This is a genomic window from Nocardiopsis valliformis DSM 45023, from assembly GCF_000340985.1.
Taxonomy (GTDB): domain Bacteria; phylum Actinomycetota; class Actinomycetes; order Streptosporangiales; family Streptosporangiaceae; genus Nocardiopsis; species Nocardiopsis exhalans.
This window is the reverse complement of record NZ_ANAZ01000002.1, coordinates 333,690-350,642: the sequence shown is the minus strand read 5'-3', so window position 1 is coordinate 350,642 and position 16,953 is coordinate 333,690. Positions and strand designations below refer to the sequence as shown.

Here is a 16,953-nt window from a genome sequence, read left to right as displayed (position 1 = left end):
TCTTCGGTCGCACCGTATTGAGGCCCGGCAGGGCCGTCCCGGATTCTCAGACCAGTTGCCTCGGCGCACGCCGTGAAGAGAGGGCTGGAATTCATGGAAGAACTTGTTGTCGAATTGCTGAACCGCGGTGTCGGCCTGTGCTTCGATGGCGATCGCCTCGACACCGACGCCCCGGACGGCTCCCTGCCGGCGCACCTGCGCGAGGAGATCGCCACCCACCACGACCGGTTGGTCTCCCTGCTCCAGGGAAACCCTCACCCCCGGGACCTGCCGCGCCTGCGGCCGCGTACGCAGGACCGCCTCGACGCGTTCCCGCTCACCGACATCCAGCAGGGCTACCTGATCGGCCGCACCCGGGGCCTGGAACTCGGCGGGGTGTCCAGCCACTTCTCCTTCGAGTTCGACGGCCCGGCCCTGGACGTTCCCCGCCTGTCCGCCGCCCTCGACCGGGTGGTCGCGCGGCACGACATGCTGCGCACCGTGGTCGACGCCGACGGGACCCAGCACGCCCTGGCCGAGGTGACCCCCTGCACCATCGCCACCACCGACCTGCGGGACGCCGACGACGCTGAGCGGGACGACGCCTTGGAGCGGATCCGCGCCGAGCTCGACGACCAGGTGCTGCCCGCCGACCAGTGGCCGCTGTTCGACGTCCGGGCCACTCACCTGCCGGGGAACCGCACCCGGCTGCACCTCAGCGTCGACCTGCTCTTCGTCGACGCCCGCAGCCTCCTGCTCCTGCTCACCGAGTGGCGGCGCTTCTACGACGACCCCACCTGGTCGCCCGCCCCGCTCGACCTCTCGTTCCGCGACTACGTCCTGGCCGAGAACGAGCTGCGTGACGGCGCCCCGGGCGCCCGCGCGGCCCAATACTGGCTCTCGCGCCTGGACGATCTGCCCCCGGCCCCCGACCTGCCGTTGGCCGCCGCTCCCGAGCAGATCGGCCGCCCCGCCTTCGTGCGGCGCCGCGCGGTCCTGCCCCGGGAACGCTGGGCCGCCCTGTCCGCCACTGCGCGCCGCCACGGCCTCACCCCGTCGGCGCTGCTGCTCGCCGCCTACTGCGAGGTGCTGCGCACCTGGTCCCGCCGGCACGAGTTCACCGTCACGCTCACACGGTTCCACCGGCTGCCGCTGCACCCGCAGGTGGACCAGATCGTCGGCAACTTCCTCTCCCCGAACCTGCTCGCGGTCCGGGGCCGCGCGGACGAGTCCTTCAGGGAACGGGCCGCCGGGGTGCAGCGCCGCCTGCTCGCCGACCTCGCACACTCCTCCTACGGCGGAGTCCGGGTCCTGCGTGAGCTCACCCGCCACCAGGGCGACGGGCGCACCGCGTCCATGCCGGTGGTCTTCACCAGCACCCTCGACGGGGACACCGCAGGCACCAAGGGCGACCCGCTGAGCGCGTTCGGGGAGCTGGTGCACGGTGCCAGCCAGACCCCCCAGGTGTGGTTGGAGAACCAGATCTTCGAGGAGGACGGCGCCCTCACCGTCAACTGGAACGCGGTGGAGGAGCTGTTCCCCGCGGGCACCCTGGACGCCATGTTCGACGCCTACCGCGACTTGCTGGACCGACTGGTCGACGACACGGCGGCGTGGGACCGGACCGGCGGCCTCGTACCCGTGCCGGAGACACAGTTGGCGGAGCGCCGGGAAGCCAACGCGACCGCCCAGGACATCCCGCCGCGCCGCCTCCACGACCTGGTGGCGGAGGCCGCCGAGCGCCGCCCGGACGCCGTCGCCGTGATCGCCGACGGCGTCGAGACCACGTACCGGGAGCTCACCGCGGACGCGCACCGGATCGCGCGGCGGCTGCGCGCCCACGACTGCGCCGACCCGAACACGCTGGTGGCCGTCTCCATGCGGCCCGGCGCCGCGCAGATCTCCGCGCTGCTGGGCGTACTGCACGCGGGCGCCGCGTACGTCGCCATCGACCCCGAGCTGCCCGAGGAGCGCCGCCACACGCTGCTGCGCCGCTGCCGGTCCAGGGCCGTGATCACCGACGCCGACCTGCGCGACACCCTCGCCTGGCCGGACGGCGTCGAGGTCATCACTCCCGAGGACCCGGCCACCGGGCGGTGCGGGGCGGGGCCGCTGAACAGCCCGCAGGGGTACGGGGACCTGGCGTACGTGATCTTCACGTCCGGGTCCACGGGTGAACCCAAGGGGGTGATGATCACGCACGAGAGCGCCGGCAACACCGTCCAGGACATCAACCGGCGCTTTGAGGTGACCGAACGGGACCGCGTCCTCGCGCTCGCCCCGGCCGGCTTCGACCTGTCCGTGTACGACTTCTTCGGCGTGCTGGGGGCAGGGGGCACCGTGGTCGTGCCGTCTGCCGGGCGCGGCAACGACGTCGCCCACTGGACGGAGCTGATCGACCGGCACGGCGTCACCCTCTGGAACAGCGTGCCCGCGCCGATGCGGCTGTGGACGGAGTCCCTCGCCGACGCCTCCGGGCCGGGGGAGGGACCCGGCCCTCAGGAGGGGAGCTCCGGGCCCGGGCGCACGCTACGCCTCGCCCTGCTGAGCGGCGACTGGATCCCGGTCTCCCTACCCGACCAGATCCGGCGGCGCGTGCCCGGGATGCGGGTGATCAGCCTGGGCGGTGCCACGGAGGGCTCCATCTGGTCCGTCTGTCATCCCATCGGCGAGGTCCCGGCAGAGTGGTCGAGCATCCCGTACGGAAAACCGCTGGCCAACCAGACCCTGCACGTCCTCAACGGGTGGTTGGAGCCCTCCCCGGCCGGGGTCACCGGCGACATCTACATCGGTGGACTGGGCGTCGCGGAGGGCTACTGGTCCGATCCCGAACGCACGGACGAGCGGTTCATCGTCCACCCGGCCACCGGCGAACGGCTGTACCGGACCGGTGACCTGGGCCGGTACCTGCCCGGCGGGGACATCGAGATCCTGGGCCGAGAGGACTTCCAGGTGAAGATCAACGGCTACCGGGTCGAGCTCGGCGAGATCGAGGCGGCGCTCGGCCGGTTGCCGGGCATGCGGCAGACGATGGTCACCGCGCCGGCCCACCCCAGGACCGGACAGCGGCAGATCACCGCCTACGTCGTGGGCGACGACCCGGCCACACTCGAACCGGTCGCGCTGCGCACCGCGATGGAGGCGGTCCTGCCCGGGTACATGGTGCCCTCGCACTACCTCACCCTCGACGCCCTGCCGCTGACGCCCAACGGCAAGCTCGACCGGGCCTCGCTGCCCGCTCCGTGGAGTGACGACGACGGAGGGGCCCAGGGCCGGACCGCGCCGAGCGGCGGGACCGAGGAACGGCTGTTCGCGCTGTGGGCGGAGATGCTCGGGCACGGCGACTTCGGCACCGGGGACGGGTTCTTCGACGTCGGCGGCGACTCGATGCACGCGGTGCGGATCATCGCCCGGCTGCGCGCCGACTTCGGCATCGACGCCGACGCCGAACAGGAGGTGATCGAGGGGCTGTTCATGAACGCCACGGTCACGGACTTCGCCGGGATCATCGCCTCCTTCGAGAAGCAGCGCGAGTCCGAGGAGCAGCGCGAGCCGGAGGGACAGGTGGCATGAGCGGCACCGAGTGGGACCACCTGGTGGTGGGCGCGGGTTCGGCCGGTTCGGTGACGGCGGCCCGGCTGGCCGCTGCCGGAGCGCGGGTGCTCCTGGTGGAGGCGGGCGGCGAACAGCCCGCCGGGGGAGCGGAGAGCAACCCCCTGCGGGACGCGAGCCGCCTCATCTTGGAGGGTTTCAACTGGGACCACCGGGCCAACCTCCGCTCCAGCAACCGGCTGGAGGACCTGCTGAACAGGGACGGCTGGAACGGCGCTGACGAAGGTGAAGGGCGGTGGTCCCGCGCCCTGTGGAACCGGTTCCCCTACCAACTGGGCAAGGTCGTGGGCGGCTCGTCCGCGGTGAACGGCGCGATCGCGCTGCGCCCGCTGCCGAGGGACTTCGACGACTGGGCCGCACGCGGCAACCCGGACTGGACCTGGGAGCGGGTCCTGCCGTACTTCCGGCGGATCGAACGGGACGCCGACTTCCCGGCCGACGACGCGCACGGCGGACACGGCCCGGTGCCCGTCCGTAGACCCGGCCCCGAGCAGCTGCACGAACTGGAGACCGCGTTCCGCGACGAGTGCCGCCGCACCGGCGTCCGCGACCTGCCCGACCTCAACGGCGGCCGCGAGTGCGGGGTCGGCCCGGTCCCGGCCAACACCAGGGACGGCGAACGCGTCGACGCGGCGACCGCCTACCTCACCGAGGCGCGGCGCCTGCCCAACCTGGAGGTGCTGACCGGCTGCCGGGTCACCCGGGTGCTGTTCGAGGGGCGGCGCGCGGTCGGTGCCGAACTCCTGGGGGACGACGGCCAGCGCTCCTCCGTCCGGGTCGGGAACGTCGTCCTGTGCGCGGGAGCCATCGGCACGCCGGTCGTCCTCCAGCGCTCGGGTGTGGGCGCGGCCCGCCTGTCGGCCGCCCTGGGCGTCGCTCCGGTGGCGGACCTGCCCGGGGTGGGCGAGAACCTGGCCGACCACCCGTCTGTCGTCATCTGGTCCCTGCCCAAGCCGGGCGTGTGCGAGCCCGGCCTGCCCTGGCGTCAGATCGCGGCGCGTATGCCCAGCGGGTACGACGACGACACCGACGTCCAGGTGGGGCTGCTCAACAACGTGGAGACCACGACCATCCCCGGGTTCGTGGACCGGCTCGGCTGGCCGATGGTGGTGGGCCTGTCGGTGATGTTGATGCGCCCGGAGTCACGCGGCCGGGTCTTCGCCGAGAGCGCCGACCCGGACTCCTCACCCGTCATCGAACTGGGCCTGGGCACCGTGGAGGCGGACGTCGACCGGCTCATGTACGGCGTCCGCAGGGCCTGGGGGCTGCTGCGGGCCCCAGACATCGGGGACCGGCTAGAGCGGACCCAGTTCTGGACCGACCGGATGATCGACAACGAGGTCGTCCTCCGCAACGGCGTACGGAACATCATGAACCCCGGCTGGCACGCGGCCGGTTCAGCCCGGATGGGACCGGCGTCCGACCCGATGTCCGTCGTGGACCAGCGCGGCCGGGTGCACGGACTGGTGGGCCTGCGGGTGGTGGACGCGTCGGTCTTCCCGTCGGTACCGAGCGTGCCCACCAACCTGACCACGCTCATGCTGGCCGAGCGCATCGCCGACGACGCCGTCACCGACTTCAAGGAGGGGAAACGGTGCTGAACCACATGCCGGTGAACCACGAGAGGCCGCCGCTGCGGCTCTACTGCTTCCCGCACGCCGGGGCCAGCTCGCTGGTGTACCGGTCCTGGCGGGCCCCGCAGGGCACGCCGCTGGAAATCGTGGGCGTCGACCAGCCGGGGCGGGGGCCGCGGACCCGGGAACCGAGGATCACCGACTACCCGGAGCTGGTCAGCTCTATGGCCGACCACGTCGCGGCCGACCTGATCAAGGCACGGGAGGAGCGGCCCGATCTGCGCTACGCGACCTTCGGGCACAGCTTCGGTGCGACGCTCAGCCTGTCCGTGGGCGCCGCCGTGGCACAGGAGACGGGGCAGGAGCCCGTGCGCGCCGTGCTGTCGGCCGCGCTGCCGCCGCGACTCCAGCTGCCCGACGTCATCGGGTCGCTGAACGACGAGGAACTGCTGGCCAAGATGGTCGCCGATGGGGGCACCGCGCCCGGACTGCTGTCCAACGGCACGATGGCGCGGCTCCTGATCGGGATGATGCGCGAGGACGAGGAGATCCGGCGCCAGTTCCACCGGGTGGCCTCCCTGCGGGTCCCCTTCCCGCTCACCCTCGTCGCCGCACGGGACGACGCCCACGTGAAACCCGAACACATGTGGGGGTGGGCGGAGCATAGCCACGCGGCGAGCCGCAGGGTCGAGATCCCCGGCGGCCACTTCGCCGCGATCCGGGAACCGGAGCAGGTCCTCGCCCTGACCGCCGAGGACACGACACGGGAAGAGGTGCGCTGACATACGCGAACCATCGGGTACGACGTCGCTCCTCACAGCGGAGCACGAGGACTTCCGGAAGATGGCCCGCACGTTCCTCGAACGGGAGGCCGTCCCCTACCACGACCAGTGGGAGAAGGACGGGATCGTCGACCGCGACCTGTGGCGCAGGGCCGGAGCGGCCGGTCTGCTCGGCATGGACGCGCCGGTCGAGTACGGCGGCGGGGGCGAGCCGGACTTCCGGTTCCACGCGATCCTCGCGGAGGAGCTCATCAGGGCACGGGTGACCGCGCCCGGCTTCGTCGCCCACAACGACATCGTCTCCTCGTACCTGGCCACCCGGACCACACCCGAGCAGCGCCAGCGCTGGCTGCCCGGACTGTGCTCGGGGGAGCTCGTCGCCGCGATCGCGATGAGCGAGCCGGAGACCGGCTCCAACGTGGCCGACATCCGCACCACGGCCGTGCGGGACGGCGACAGCTACGTCCTCAACGGGCAGAAGACCTTCATCACCAACGGCGAGAACGCCGACCTCGTCCTGGTGGCGGCGCGGACCGCACCGCAGCGCGGCGGGAGCGGCCTGAGCCTGCTGGTCGTGGAGCGGGACACTCCGGGCTTCTCCCGCGGGCCGCGGATGGAGAAGCTCGGCTGGCAGGCCAGCGACACGTGCGAGCTGTTCTTCGACGACTGCCGTGTCCCCGCGAGCCACCTGATCGGCAAGGAGAACGCGGGAATGGCCTACCTCATGGGCGGTCTGCCCCGCGAGAGGCTGAGCATCGCCACGGTCGCGGTCGCCGCCTGCGAGCGGATGCTGGAGGACGTCCTGGAGTACGCGCGCCAGCGGCACGCGTTCGGACAGCCCATCGGGAGCTTCCAGCACAACCGGTTCCAGCTGGCGACCATGGACACCGAGGTCACCATCGCCCGGGTCTTCCTCGACCACTGCGTCACCGAACTCAACGCGCGCCGACTGTCAGCGGCCGACGCCGCAAAAGCCAAGTGGTGGACCACGGAACTTCAGGTCGACGTGGCTAACAGGGCCCTGCAACTGCACGGGGGATACGGCTACCTCAAGGAGAGCCCGATCTCCAGGGAGTGGGTCAACAGCCGCGTCCAGACCATCTACGGCGGCACCACGGAAATTATGAAGGAACTGATCGGGCGCTCCCTCGGCCTGTGACCCCCACCCCCCACCAGAAGGGACGCACCGACCCATGAACAACCATGGTGAAACCACCGGCTCTACCCCCGCCCTCGCCGTCACCACCGCCTCACTGGAGGACTGGTACCGCGTGGCCGAGTGGGCTGACGGCGAGGGGTGGAACGTCGGCCACGGCGACGTCGCCTGCTTCCACCCCACCGACCCCGACGGCTTCTTCATCGGCCGCCTCGGTGACCGGCCGGTCTCTGCGGTCTCGATCGTCAACTACTCGGAGCACTACGCCGTACTCGGCCACTACCTGACCGACCCGGAGTTCCGCGGCCGGGGGTACGGACTGGCGACCTGGCGTGCGGCCTTCCCGCACGCCGGAACCCGCACCGTCGGCCTGGACGCCATGCCCGAACAGCGGGCCAACTACGAGCGGTCCGGATTCAAGGCGGCACACGACACCGTCCACTACTCCGGAGTGCCCGCACCCCCGACCGGGACCGCCCCCGACACGGTGCGGGTCACCGCCGACCACGTCACGGCCCTGACCGCGTACGACCGCGAGTGCTTCCCCGCCGACCGGAGCGGCTTCGTCGCCCGCTGGCTCACCGCACCCGGCCGGATCGCCCACACCCGCCTGCGGGAGGGCCGGATCGCCGGATACGGGGTCCTCCGCCCGGCCGGGCACGGCCACCGCATCGGCCCGCTGTTCGCGGACACGCCCCAGGACGCCGAGGCGCTGTTCGACAGTCTCGTCAGCCACCTGGGCCCGGACCAGGAGGTCTCCCTGGACATCCCCGAGCCGCAGACCGCGTCAGCGGCCCTCCTGACCTCACGCGGTCTGGAGGCGCGTTTCCACACAGTCCGCATGTACACGGGCCCGGTCCCGCCCTTCCGTACGGAGAGAGTGTTCGCCGGGACATCCCTCGAACTGGGCTAGGAACCGGCGCCGTGAGAACCTGCCCGGCCGAAGGGCCCCGGCCGGTCAGGGGCTCGCCGTCAGCAAACGCCTCATCCGCGGTCGCGCTACTCGGACCGGGCGTGAGCTTTCCAGGCCCGGTGGAGTTCGCGCCGACGCTCGTATTCCTTCTTCGCACGGATCCGCGGGTCGGTCTCGGGGGTCAGGGCCGCCGGGCCCATGACGTGCAAGAGCGCGTAGTTGATACGAAACCCTGTCCTGTACAACAACGAGAACGAGTCTTTCCCGCGCGGCTTTTCCATGGCCCTCCACCTCATCGTCTACCGGGGGCACGGACGCACGCCACGAGAGTTGGATCGAGCACAGAACGCATCACCGCGAAAGCCGCGGCCTCCCTCGCTCAGCAGCGTACGCGTACGGCTTTCGCTGTTCCGTCCAGCCCGCCCTTGTGTGGACGCGGTTGTTCGGCCGACGCCGCGCGAGGACCGCGTTCAGAGGAAAGCGCGGTCACGTCGTACTCACCCTCCAGCGGCACACGTGCCTCCCCGGTCCTGCCTCTGCGAGGTGTACACCGGCGAGCCGGCGGAGCGCACACGGAGCTGACAACAGCCCAGGGACACGCGAAAACCCCAGGTCTGAGCGATCGAAAGTGCGCTCTGACCTGGGGTTTTTCCTGGTAGGGCCCCAGGGGATCGAACCCTGAACCCGCGGATTAAAAGTCGGCGGGATGCTGGGGGCTTTGCCCCGCTATTCGGTGATTCGTTCCGGCCTGCCCGGGCGGTGTCATGCCACCGGAGGTCACGGAAGACCACCGCAGACCAGGGGGTTCCGGAACAACGGAGCCACAACGGAGCCAATTCGGGTCCCGCAGGAGCACGGTCAAAATCCGCTGGGTACTCGAGGTCCCCCTGCCACGACCTCTCCGGGAGACCCACGGGCGCAGGGCTGCCCCTGCTGGGTTCGCATTGGCTGGGACGCAGCATGCTCCAGCACGGAGGGGCTCGGTTTCGGCTGCCCCGTTCGGGCCAGGGTGACGCTCCATGCCGTCATGTGTCTCTGACGGAATTCACTGCATCGCTCCGGAGAGACCGCAGTCAGGAGGCAAGGGGCATTCCCAGGCCTCCTTCGTCGGCCAGCGAGGCTTGGTGGCCGTGTTGGTGTAGCACACCCGCTCGTTTTTGGACTTCGCGGCTGAGCACCGGTTGTACGCGCTGTTCCATTTAGTGGCGCTGCTGGGGTTGCGGCGCGGTGAGGTGTTCGCGCTGCGGTGGCGCGACGTGGACCTGGACGCTCTAGTTGTACTGACCTGAGAGGTGAGGTCGCCTGGCCCCGGACCGGCTGAGCCGTCTGTTCCGGAAGCTGAACAAGGAAAGTGGTCTGCCGCCGGTAGGGCTGCACGATCTGCGGCACAGCGCGGCCACGTATGCACTTGGGGTCGGGATGAACCTGAAGACGCTGCAGGCGATGCTGGGGCACGCGAGCATCGTGTTGACCGCGGACACGTACACGAGTGTGCTGCCCGAGGTCACCCACAAGGCGGCGGAGGCGACGGCGGCGCTGGCACTGCGCGATACCCGGTCGGCACCTTGTGCTCTGACACCGAGGGAAGCGGAGGGGCCCAGACGGGTCTCATTCGGGTCCCACCACGGCAATGCTCGCCGGGGATCGGCGATCGTTGTTCCAGGTGAGAGGTGTTAGGGACTCAGAGAATCGAACCCTGAACCCGCGGATTAAAAGCACAGGAACTTGGGTTATTCGACCTGCTTTCTGGTGGTTCGTTCCGGTATGTCTGTGCTCGGTCGTTCTGCCGGCGAGTACGAAACAGCCTTCCCTGCAGGCGTTCGCCGTCGACGTCAGGCCAGCTTTCCGAGAACCCTTACGAGATGAGCACTAAGCGAGTATGCTGGTATCAGCTCAGATTCGCTCGTTGAGGAAATCGTGACCGGTCCGTTCCGGTTCTTCGTGATTTCTATCCGACTGCATGTGCCCGTCCAGCAATGGCAAAAGAACATAATAATTAGCTATGTGAGATCTCTTTTTCCAGGTGCATAATTCATAAATTCCTAGGCCATAAGTGGCCGAATATATACTTCCTGCGACCAATTAGGTATCACTGCTTGACAAGCTACTGATCTTTGATGAGGTGTTTGACGGAATGGGACAGGGGTCCAACCCGACCGATCGGATGAATCCGTGTAGCAACCCGGGGCGGCGTTGGACCGAGCGCAGATGGGACCGCATCACCCGCTCCAGCTCCTCCAGCTCCTCCAGCTCCTCCAGACTCCGGAACGCCCGGTTGGCCAGATGGTCCTTCAGGTGTGCCCACAGCGTCTCGACCGGGTTCAGCTCCGGGGCGTACTTGGGCAGGTGCACCACGCTCAACCACGCCCGGCCAGCGAGCTCCCGGCTCACCCAGCGGGCGGTGTGCGAGGAGTGGTTGTCCCAGACCAGCACCACCGGTGCCTTGAGTTGGGAGTGGACTCTGGAGATCAGATCGGGCACCTCGTACTGGGTGAGGGAATCTCGTTGGGCGGTGTACACCAGCCGCACCCGCCCATCGGCGGGGTTGACACACAGCCAGCCGCTGGCGTTCATCCGCCGGCGCCGCTTGCGCGAGAGGGCGATCAGCGGGGTCTGGCCCCGCCTGCCCCAGGTCCGCCGTACCGGCGCCTGGGTGCTCGCACCGATCTCATCAGCGAAAACGATCCACGCCCCGAACCGGAGCGCTTCCTCTTTTGACCCGCGGCCCCACCTGGGTGCGCCAAGCCGCGATGTCCTCCTCATCCCGCTCACCGGCCCGTACCACGGGCACCTGCCAGGACAAACCGAGTCGGTCCATCATCGGCCACACCCCGGAAGGATCGGCCTAGCAGTGCCCGAACCGCTCCTTAATCAGGCGGTTGATCCGGGCCAGCGTCCACTGCTGATCGTCCCAGCCATGGGCGCCCGGGCCCTGGAGGAGCAGGCTGACCAGCTCACGTTCCTGCTCCGGGGGCCAGCAGGGTGTCGGCTCCCTGTTGTCCGGGGTGCAACGCGTTGGTGCCGCCTTTGGACCAGGCCTGATGCCACTGGTAGACAGCTTGGCGAGAGACACCGAGCATGCGGGCGATCTCGGTTTGGGAGTGCTGCCTGGCCTCGAATAGAGCAGCGGCGAGCATCCGACGGTCGTGGAGTTCTTCCGGAGTACGAGGGTTCTGGGGGACCTCCATGCCTTATGACACGACAGGCGCCCGGGTCCGTCAAGAGCAAACTCAAAGATCAGTAAGGAGATCGAGATGTCCGATAAGAAGACGGTGTTTGTTGCATTCGCCATTGAGGACGAGCGCATGAGGGACTTTTTCAAGGGACAGTCGCTCGGACCTCGCGCACCCTACGAGTTCATCGACATGTCAGTGAAGGAACGGTACGAGTCCGGCTGGAAGGGCAAAGTTCACACCCGGATTCGCCGCTCGGATGGCGTCATCGCCCTCGTCAGCAAAAACTCACTGTCATCTGAGGGGCAAGCATGGGAGATCCAATGTGCAAAAGACGAGGGTAAAAAGATCCTCGGTATCTGGGCATACTCCGATGACCGTACTGTGCTCCCTGGAGTACGCACGGTGGTTTGGAGCGATGGCAACATCTCCGGTTTCATCGACTCGCTGTAGGTGGTGCTCTGGTGCGCAAGGCATTGATAGTTGGAATCGACTTCTACGAGAACATTAGTTCGCTCAGGGGTGCTGTCAACGATGCCTACAACGTTAAAGGAGCACTTGAGCGGCACGCTGATGGAACACTCAATTTTGCCCAACCTAGACTCATGGTTGGTTCGGGACCTGATACCGCGATCCACCGTGCTGAACTGCGAAAGGCCACCGAAGACCTCTTTCGAGATGATGCTGATATCTCCCTTTTTTACTTCGCTGGCCATGGCCACATCGACGGCACTGGCGGTTTCCTCTGTGCGAGTGACTGTGTAGATGGCCACGATGGTCTCTCGCTCAACGATGTGATGAGCTTCGCCAATAATTCACCGGCTAAGAACAAAGTCATCATCCTCGATAGTTGCCATAGCGGGGTAGCTGGAAATCACCCAACGTCAGAGAAGGTGTCCGAGATCAAGGAGGGAGTGACAATCCTCACCGCTTCCACTGCAGATCAATATGCGATGGAGAATGGGAGTGGATCTGGTGTTTTCACCAACCTCTTAGTCGATGCTCTGAACGGCGCTGCCGCCAACCTCGTGGGTGACGTGACACCTGGCAGCGTCTATGCTCACATCGACCAGTCGCTCGGGAGTTGGGCTCAGCGGCCTGTTTTCAAGACGAACGTCAAGACCTTCGTCTCTCTCAAAGAAACGACGCCACCGATCGATCTTGCCCATTTGCGGAAGATAACAGTCTTCTTCGCTAATCCGAGCACCGAGCTTCCGCTCAACCCGAGCTACGAGCCTGAGCGGTCGGGGAAAGAGGATCCATCTACCCCTCCTCCGGACCCGGTGAAGAACGCTGACTTTGGCATACTGCAAGCGCTCGTGAAGGTTAATCTCGTCCGGCCAGTCGATGCGCCGCACATGTGGCATGCCGCAATGGAATCAAAATCCTGTGAGCTGACAGTGCTCGGGCAGCACTATTGGGATCTCGTGAAACAGGGGTTGATCTGATGACATCGCCAGATTGGATTCGTGAGGCCCTTGAGAGCGATCGAATGATCCATCGACTCGCTTCGATTGAGCACGAGCGCTGGGCCCATTGGCAGCGCTATGTTCATGAGCGATGTGAACGTCGTGAAGACAGTTCACTTGTCATCCCTGCCGAGCTCGCCAAGAGATGGGAAAAACAGATCAAAACGCAGTACGAGGACCTAACTGACGAAGAACAAGAAAGTGACAGGGAGCAAGTTCGTCGCTATCTGCCATTCATCATCGAAAAACTGAGTGGATAATAGGCCAACTCATTTGTTTTCGTTAATCTGAGCGGATGTCGATAGTGAAACAGATAGTGCTAGATGGGCTGGGGAGACGTTCCCAAGTGGTGTGCCTCGCGGGGTAACTGTTCAGGTGGTGGCTGGGATCCGGGCATAACGGTCGCTGCCCCTTGCGTTCTAGGAAACCTCTGCTATATGACGACCGAACCGGCATGACCGCCCCTATGGCTTCCTCCACCACGCTGCTCGAGCAACTGCTCGCCCGTGTGGAGAAACTGGAGGAGCTCCGGCACCATCCTGCCCCAGACCCAGGAGCCCGACCATGTCGTGGACCACTACCCGACCGCATGCGGCGACTGCCACCAGGACCTGGAAGCGTCCCGGCTCGCCGGGACTCGCCGCTGTCAGACCTTCGACCTGCCCCAACCAGCCGGCTGGGATGTCACCGAGCACTGATACCACCGGCTGCGGTGCGTCTGTGGCACCACTACCGCCCCCGAAGCGGTGCCCGGAGCTGCTGCCCCGATCTTCAACGGCCCCCGGATCAGCTCTGCGGCCGCTTACCAGATGAGCGCCCACCACCTTCCGGTTGAGCCTTCGGGCGATGTCCTTGCCGACGTGTGCGCGGCGAATGTGCCCACGGGGCAGCTGGCCTCCCTGCCCGCCAAAGCCCACCAGCACCTGGAAGGCTTCGAGGCCGTGGTCAAGGGTGCCATCGCCTCCAGCGCGATGGCGCACGCTGACGAGACCGGAGCCCGCGTCGCCGGGGCCAACCACTGGGTGCACACGGTCGGTACCGACACTCTCACCTTCTACGGCGTCCACCCCAAGCGCTGCTGGGAGGCGATGGAAGCCTTCGTGCTGTTCCCGGTTTCACCGACGCCCTGGCCTCATACGACGTCTACGACACCGCGCAGCAGCTGTTCTGTGCCCACCTGCTGCGCGAACTCCAGGCGCTCGTCGACTTCGAGCCGGACTATGCCGCGTGGGCGCAGAACATGGCCGACATGCTGCTCAGGGCCCGTGAGAAGGTCGAACAGGCCAGCTCCGAGGGCAGATCCGTGCTGGAAGAGGAAGAACTGGCCAGGATCGGAACCGCTTACCGACGGGTGGTGGCCTACGCCAAGGCCGGACCACGCCACGCGCTCGCTGAGCGGTTTAACCGGCGCCGTGATGACTACCTGCGCTTCGCCATCGACTTCGCGGTGCCCTTCACCTCGAACGCTGCCGAGCGCGACGTGCGGATGGTCAAGCTACAGATGAAAGTGAGCGGTGGCTGGCGGACCCTATCCGGAGCCGAGTACTTCTGCCGGATCCGGTCGTTCATCTCCGCGGTCCGCAAGCAGGGTCAGGCGGTGCTGGCCAAGCTCCCCGAACTGTTCGCTGGGAATGCCTGGCTACTCGTCGCCATCTGAACAGTTACTCATAAAAAGCTTCTAAAATCAGATTCGGCGTGAGATAATTAAATGATCTTTGATTCTAAATTTCAGAAGACGGCGGTGTAAGAATTGGAAATTCTGCGACTTAATCATAATACCACGTGTGCGTTGCTTATTGCTGTAGCAGCTTTCTTGGTCAGCGCTGACTCGGCACATTCCCAGAGCGACGGGGATCTAGCGAAAGATGCTGAACTTGAAAAATTCTTGGGCGATGAATGGGATTTGCAATCCTGGAGGATGTTCTCACCAGAAGATAATAGCTTCGCTGAAGACTGCACTGGAGGACAGTCAGCTTGGACTAACGAAGCGGGAGACCAGATAGATCTAGTTTGGATTAAATGCCCGGATGGCCTGTCAGATAATCTGCGAGAAGTAGTTTCTAGGGACCATTCTCAAATGGATGAAACTATGCTTGGGATGACTGCGCTCGAAGGAAATGTTGACACCGTTATAGTGGACCCAGAAGGAGAAGGAAGTGGTGAAGTTCTTCGAGTTTGGCTGCAAAAAGATTTTTCAATCGCAATTGGTAGCAAGTGCCCAGAAAAAGTTTTATCGGAATGTGCTTATTTAACCGCTCCTTTGTCTGTGCATCTGGCAGATTTCCTGCCGGGTGGTCCGGATACTCCGGAGGTTAAGCAGCCAGAACCCTCTGCAGAATCATCGGCAACCGGTATTTTAGCTCTAATTGGTGGTTTGTTTTTTTATGTGATCGTCATTGTTGGCGGCTATCGAAATAATGCCAGAAATAGTCTTGATAAGTTCCCTGTTTCTGCTGCAAGTCCGAGAATTTTTTCTGTGGACCAGGAGGCTTTAACTCTTTGGAAGGCAGGTTTGGTTTCACGAATTGCAGGCATGGTTCTTATGTTCGGCTTATTCCTGCAGTGCCTTGCTATTTTTATGATAGTCCTGCTTGAAGTATCGCATCAAGTGATCGCAGCGACTGCTCTCGTTGCAGTATTGGCGGTTGCCCTAGGAGGGTTCATAAAATTTCGTGTCCGTCGGGTTGAGTTCCAAGGGGCACGTTTCAATTGGCGGAAGCTCTGGATGGTTCCTACGGTTCGAAGTCTTTTGGGTATTCTGCTATTGATTATAGCCATAGTTGTAGAAATGATAGCCTTGGCTGGTGTAATTGTTGGAGTAGCAATATTCCTGATTTTCCTGGGGCCTTATTTTGAATTTGGCCGAGAGGGGGGAGCCTTCCTTTTTGCAGTTTTGATGTCCATGGCTGTATTCTTTGTGGCAGTTAACTGGATCTCGATGATTCTGCGCTCTAAGGGTATGAGAGAGGTCATGGAAATAGACCCTCGCCCAGGGTTCCTCTACCTAAGAAACTTTCGTGATGATTCACTGAAGATTCCCGCTAATTGGCTTACTCGATCTTCCCTGATAGAACGCATGACTGCCTGGTTGAACCCATTCTCCTACTCGAGGTTTGAGATGCTTCTGGCGGGAAATGTTATAAAGCATGGCCCGTTGCTTGCACTTTCCTCACCAGATGATCGGATTCCGAAACTCGGTGCTGCTCGTCAAAAGGTTCTGGGGAGGGATACCTGGAAGATCGAAATTGAGGAAATTGTCGGGGTGGGTGGTTCCATCGAGGCTCAGGTTAATGGATTCATAGTATCCGCTACACCAGCGCAGTATACCGAGGCTTTTGCTTGGGAATTAAACCTACTTGCCAATCGAATCGCCAATGGGCGCATAATACTTGTCCTGGGGCCACATAAGAGGAAGATGATAAAAGAGAATTGGCGCCGCTTTATGGTCATGGCAAATGATTATAGGATGTTCCGCCCTTTGACTGATGGCTGGGTGGGCGAGGGCACTCTTGTTCTAGTTCACATCCCTAGCGAAGGAGTTGGGTCCTGGTACGCATGGGAAGCAAAAAAGAGAGATGCCTGGACCTATACTGCGGCGCTAACTGCGGCACTCGATTTTGCCAAAAAGCGTTGGAATGAACCAGCCTCCAGATCTCTGCTTCCTCCTGTTAATAATGAAAGGGTTCCCATTCAAAAAATAATCGAGGAAGGATGGTTTGAAGAGTGCATATCTGATTCTATCGAACTGGCTGGGAGGGAGGTTGGTGTCGGTCAAACTATTGGATCCGCGGACCTGCTAAGGGCGTTGGTTCGAGTGGAGACTTCAATCGAATGGTGGCGCTTGGAATTTCGCCTGGCTGTAAACCTTTCGGAACTGCTTGTGGGCTGCGATCAAGATCGGGATTTTACCCCTTTGGTGCGAATCAATAATCGTTATTTGAGTGGTTCGACCTGCAAGGCACTAATGGTTGCTTACGAATTGTCAAGGAAGTACATAAGCCTTTCTCGCGAAGAAATCCTGTTGGTGCCATCGGGGTTCTTGTTCCTTGCACTGACAGCTGATCCAGGTTCATCAGCTGCCAGATCGCTTGGCATCGACTCTCTGAGAAAACATGCAGCCCTAATCGATTTTGTCCAAAAAGACATGTTCAAATTTTCGCTGCCGAAACTAGATATTTCTTCCTATGGTGGACCCACGCCGGAGCAGGTTGCTTGGTCCTTGAAAAATGAGGAGCACTGAGGTTTTCTCAGCGAAATGATCTCTGCGGGGTGAGTGATCTCGCGTGTTCCCCTGG

Annotated in this window: 17 protein-coding genes and 1 pseudogene; 14 read left to right on the top strand and 4 right to left on the bottom strand. The window is 64.2% G+C overall.

Features of this window, described 5'->3' with window-relative positions; translation table 11 throughout:
- The first annotated feature begins 93 nt into the window (after positions 1-93).
- From D457_RS0102195 to D457_RS0102175, 5 genes are read left to right on the top strand one after another with little or no spacing between them, the layout of a single operon-like run.
- Complete coding sequence (locus tag D457_RS0102195) at positions 94-3,552, top strand: non-ribosomal peptide synthetase (protein ID WP_083926637.1); 3,459 nt, start codon at positions 94-96, stop codon at positions 3,550-3,552.
- Entirely contained in the window at positions 3,549-5,192 is a 1,644-nt protein-coding gene (locus tag D457_RS0102190; protein ID WP_017579000.1) for a GMC family oxidoreductase, read from the top strand. Before D457_RS0102195 ends, D457_RS0102190 begins: the two co-directional genes overlap by 4 nt.
- Positions 5,186-5,947: a thioesterase II family protein gene (locus tag D457_RS0102185; RefSeq protein ID WP_017578999.1), complete on the top strand. Its 762-nt coding sequence runs from the start codon at positions 5,186-5,188 to the stop codon at positions 5,945-5,947. The genes D457_RS0102190 and D457_RS0102185 overlap by 7 nt, the downstream gene beginning before the upstream one ends.
- 1 nt (position 5,948) lies before the next feature.
- Complete coding sequence (locus D457_RS0102180) at positions 5,949-7,106, top strand: acyl-CoA dehydrogenase family protein (RefSeq protein ID WP_026116246.1); 1,158 nt, start codon at positions 5,949-5,951, stop codon at positions 7,104-7,106.
- 34 nt (positions 7,107-7,140) lie between these two features.
- Entirely contained in the window at positions 7,141-8,016 is an 876-nt protein-coding gene (locus D457_RS0102175; protein ID WP_017578997.1) for a GNAT family N-acetyltransferase, read from the top strand.
- 86 nt (positions 8,017-8,102) lie between these two features.
- Here D457_RS0102175 and D457_RS37780 read toward each other — a convergent pair whose 3' ends face one another.
- On the bottom strand, positions 8,103-8,297 hold the full coding sequence (locus tag D457_RS37780; protein WP_026116245.1) for a hypothetical protein: 195 nt from the start codon (positions 8,295-8,297) through the stop codon (positions 8,103-8,105).
- Positions 8,298-9,173: 876 nt separating this feature from the next.
- Between D457_RS37780 and D457_RS37415 the strand changes: the two genes are divergently transcribed.
- Positions 9,174-9,305 (top strand): site-specific integrase, encoded by a 132-nt coding sequence (locus D457_RS37415; RefSeq protein WP_017578995.1) that lies wholly within the window; start codon positions 9,174-9,176, stop codon positions 9,303-9,305.
- A gap of 13 nt (positions 9,306-9,318) precedes the next feature.
- Positions 9,319-9,693, top strand: coding sequence for a tyrosine-type recombinase/integrase (locus D457_RS36850; protein WP_338042986.1), 375 nt, complete (start codon positions 9,319-9,321; stop codon positions 9,691-9,693).
- A gap of 405 nt (positions 9,694-10,098) precedes the next feature.
- On the opposite strand, the gene D457_RS31715 is transcribed toward D457_RS36850, so the two are convergent.
- The 3 genes from D457_RS31715 to D457_RS34435 form a co-directional block, all read right to left on the bottom strand.
- Positions 10,099-10,683, bottom strand: a complete 585-nt coding sequence (locus D457_RS31715; RefSeq protein ID WP_239645992.1) for a transposase — start codon at positions 10,681-10,683, stop codon at positions 10,099-10,101.
- A gap of 4 nt (positions 10,684-10,687) precedes the next feature.
- On the bottom strand, positions 10,688-10,834 hold the full coding sequence (locus D457_RS37775) for a winged helix-turn-helix domain-containing protein (protein WP_449406548.1): 147 nt from the start codon (positions 10,832-10,834) through the stop codon (positions 10,688-10,690).
- A 136-nt stretch (positions 10,835-10,970) separates the two neighbouring features.
- A complete protein-coding gene (locus D457_RS34435) occupies positions 10,971-11,204 on the bottom strand; it encodes a helix-turn-helix domain-containing protein (RefSeq protein WP_083926634.1) in 234 nt (77 codons plus the stop codon).
- 66 nt (positions 11,205-11,270) lie between these two features.
- On the opposite strand from D457_RS34435, the gene D457_RS0102155 reads away from it, so the two are divergent.
- From D457_RS0102155 to D457_RS35550, 7 genes and pseudogenes are all read left to right on the top strand, one after another.
- On the top strand, positions 11,271-11,642 hold the full coding sequence (locus D457_RS0102155; RefSeq protein WP_017578993.1) for a TIR domain-containing protein: 372 nt from the start codon (positions 11,271-11,273) through the stop codon (positions 11,640-11,642).
- Between the two features lie 11 nt (positions 11,643-11,653).
- Positions 11,654-12,637: a caspase family protein gene (locus D457_RS34430; RefSeq protein WP_083926633.1), complete on the top strand. Its 984-nt coding sequence runs from the start codon at positions 11,654-11,656 to the stop codon at positions 12,635-12,637.
- Complete coding sequence (locus tag D457_RS34425) at positions 12,637-12,918, top strand: hypothetical protein (protein WP_026116244.1); 282 nt, start codon at positions 12,637-12,639, stop codon at positions 12,916-12,918. Before D457_RS34430 ends, D457_RS34425 begins: the two co-directional genes overlap by 1 nt.
- Positions 12,919-13,164: 246 nt before the next feature.
- On the top strand, positions 13,165-13,356 hold the full coding sequence (locus tag D457_RS0102145) for a hypothetical protein (RefSeq protein ID WP_017578992.1): 192 nt from the start codon (positions 13,165-13,167) through the stop codon (positions 13,354-13,356).
- 48 nt (positions 13,357-13,404) lie between these two features.
- A pseudogene (locus D457_RS37770) lies at positions 13,405-13,746 on the top strand (IS66 family transposase); the annotation flags it as partial.
- The gene (locus tag D457_RS35555) at positions 13,677-14,315 is read left to right on the top strand and encodes an IS66 family transposase (protein WP_083926632.1); all 639 of its coding nucleotides are present in this window, start codon (positions 13,677-13,679) and stop codon (positions 14,313-14,315) included. The pseudogene D457_RS37770 and the gene D457_RS35555, both read left to right, overlap by 70 nt.
- 132 nt (positions 14,316-14,447) lie before the next feature.
- The gene (locus D457_RS35550) at positions 14,448-16,898 is read left to right on the top strand and encodes a hypothetical protein (protein WP_152514112.1); all 2,451 of its coding nucleotides are present in this window, start codon (positions 14,448-14,450) and stop codon (positions 16,896-16,898) included.
- Positions 16,899-16,953: the final 55 nt, after the last annotated feature.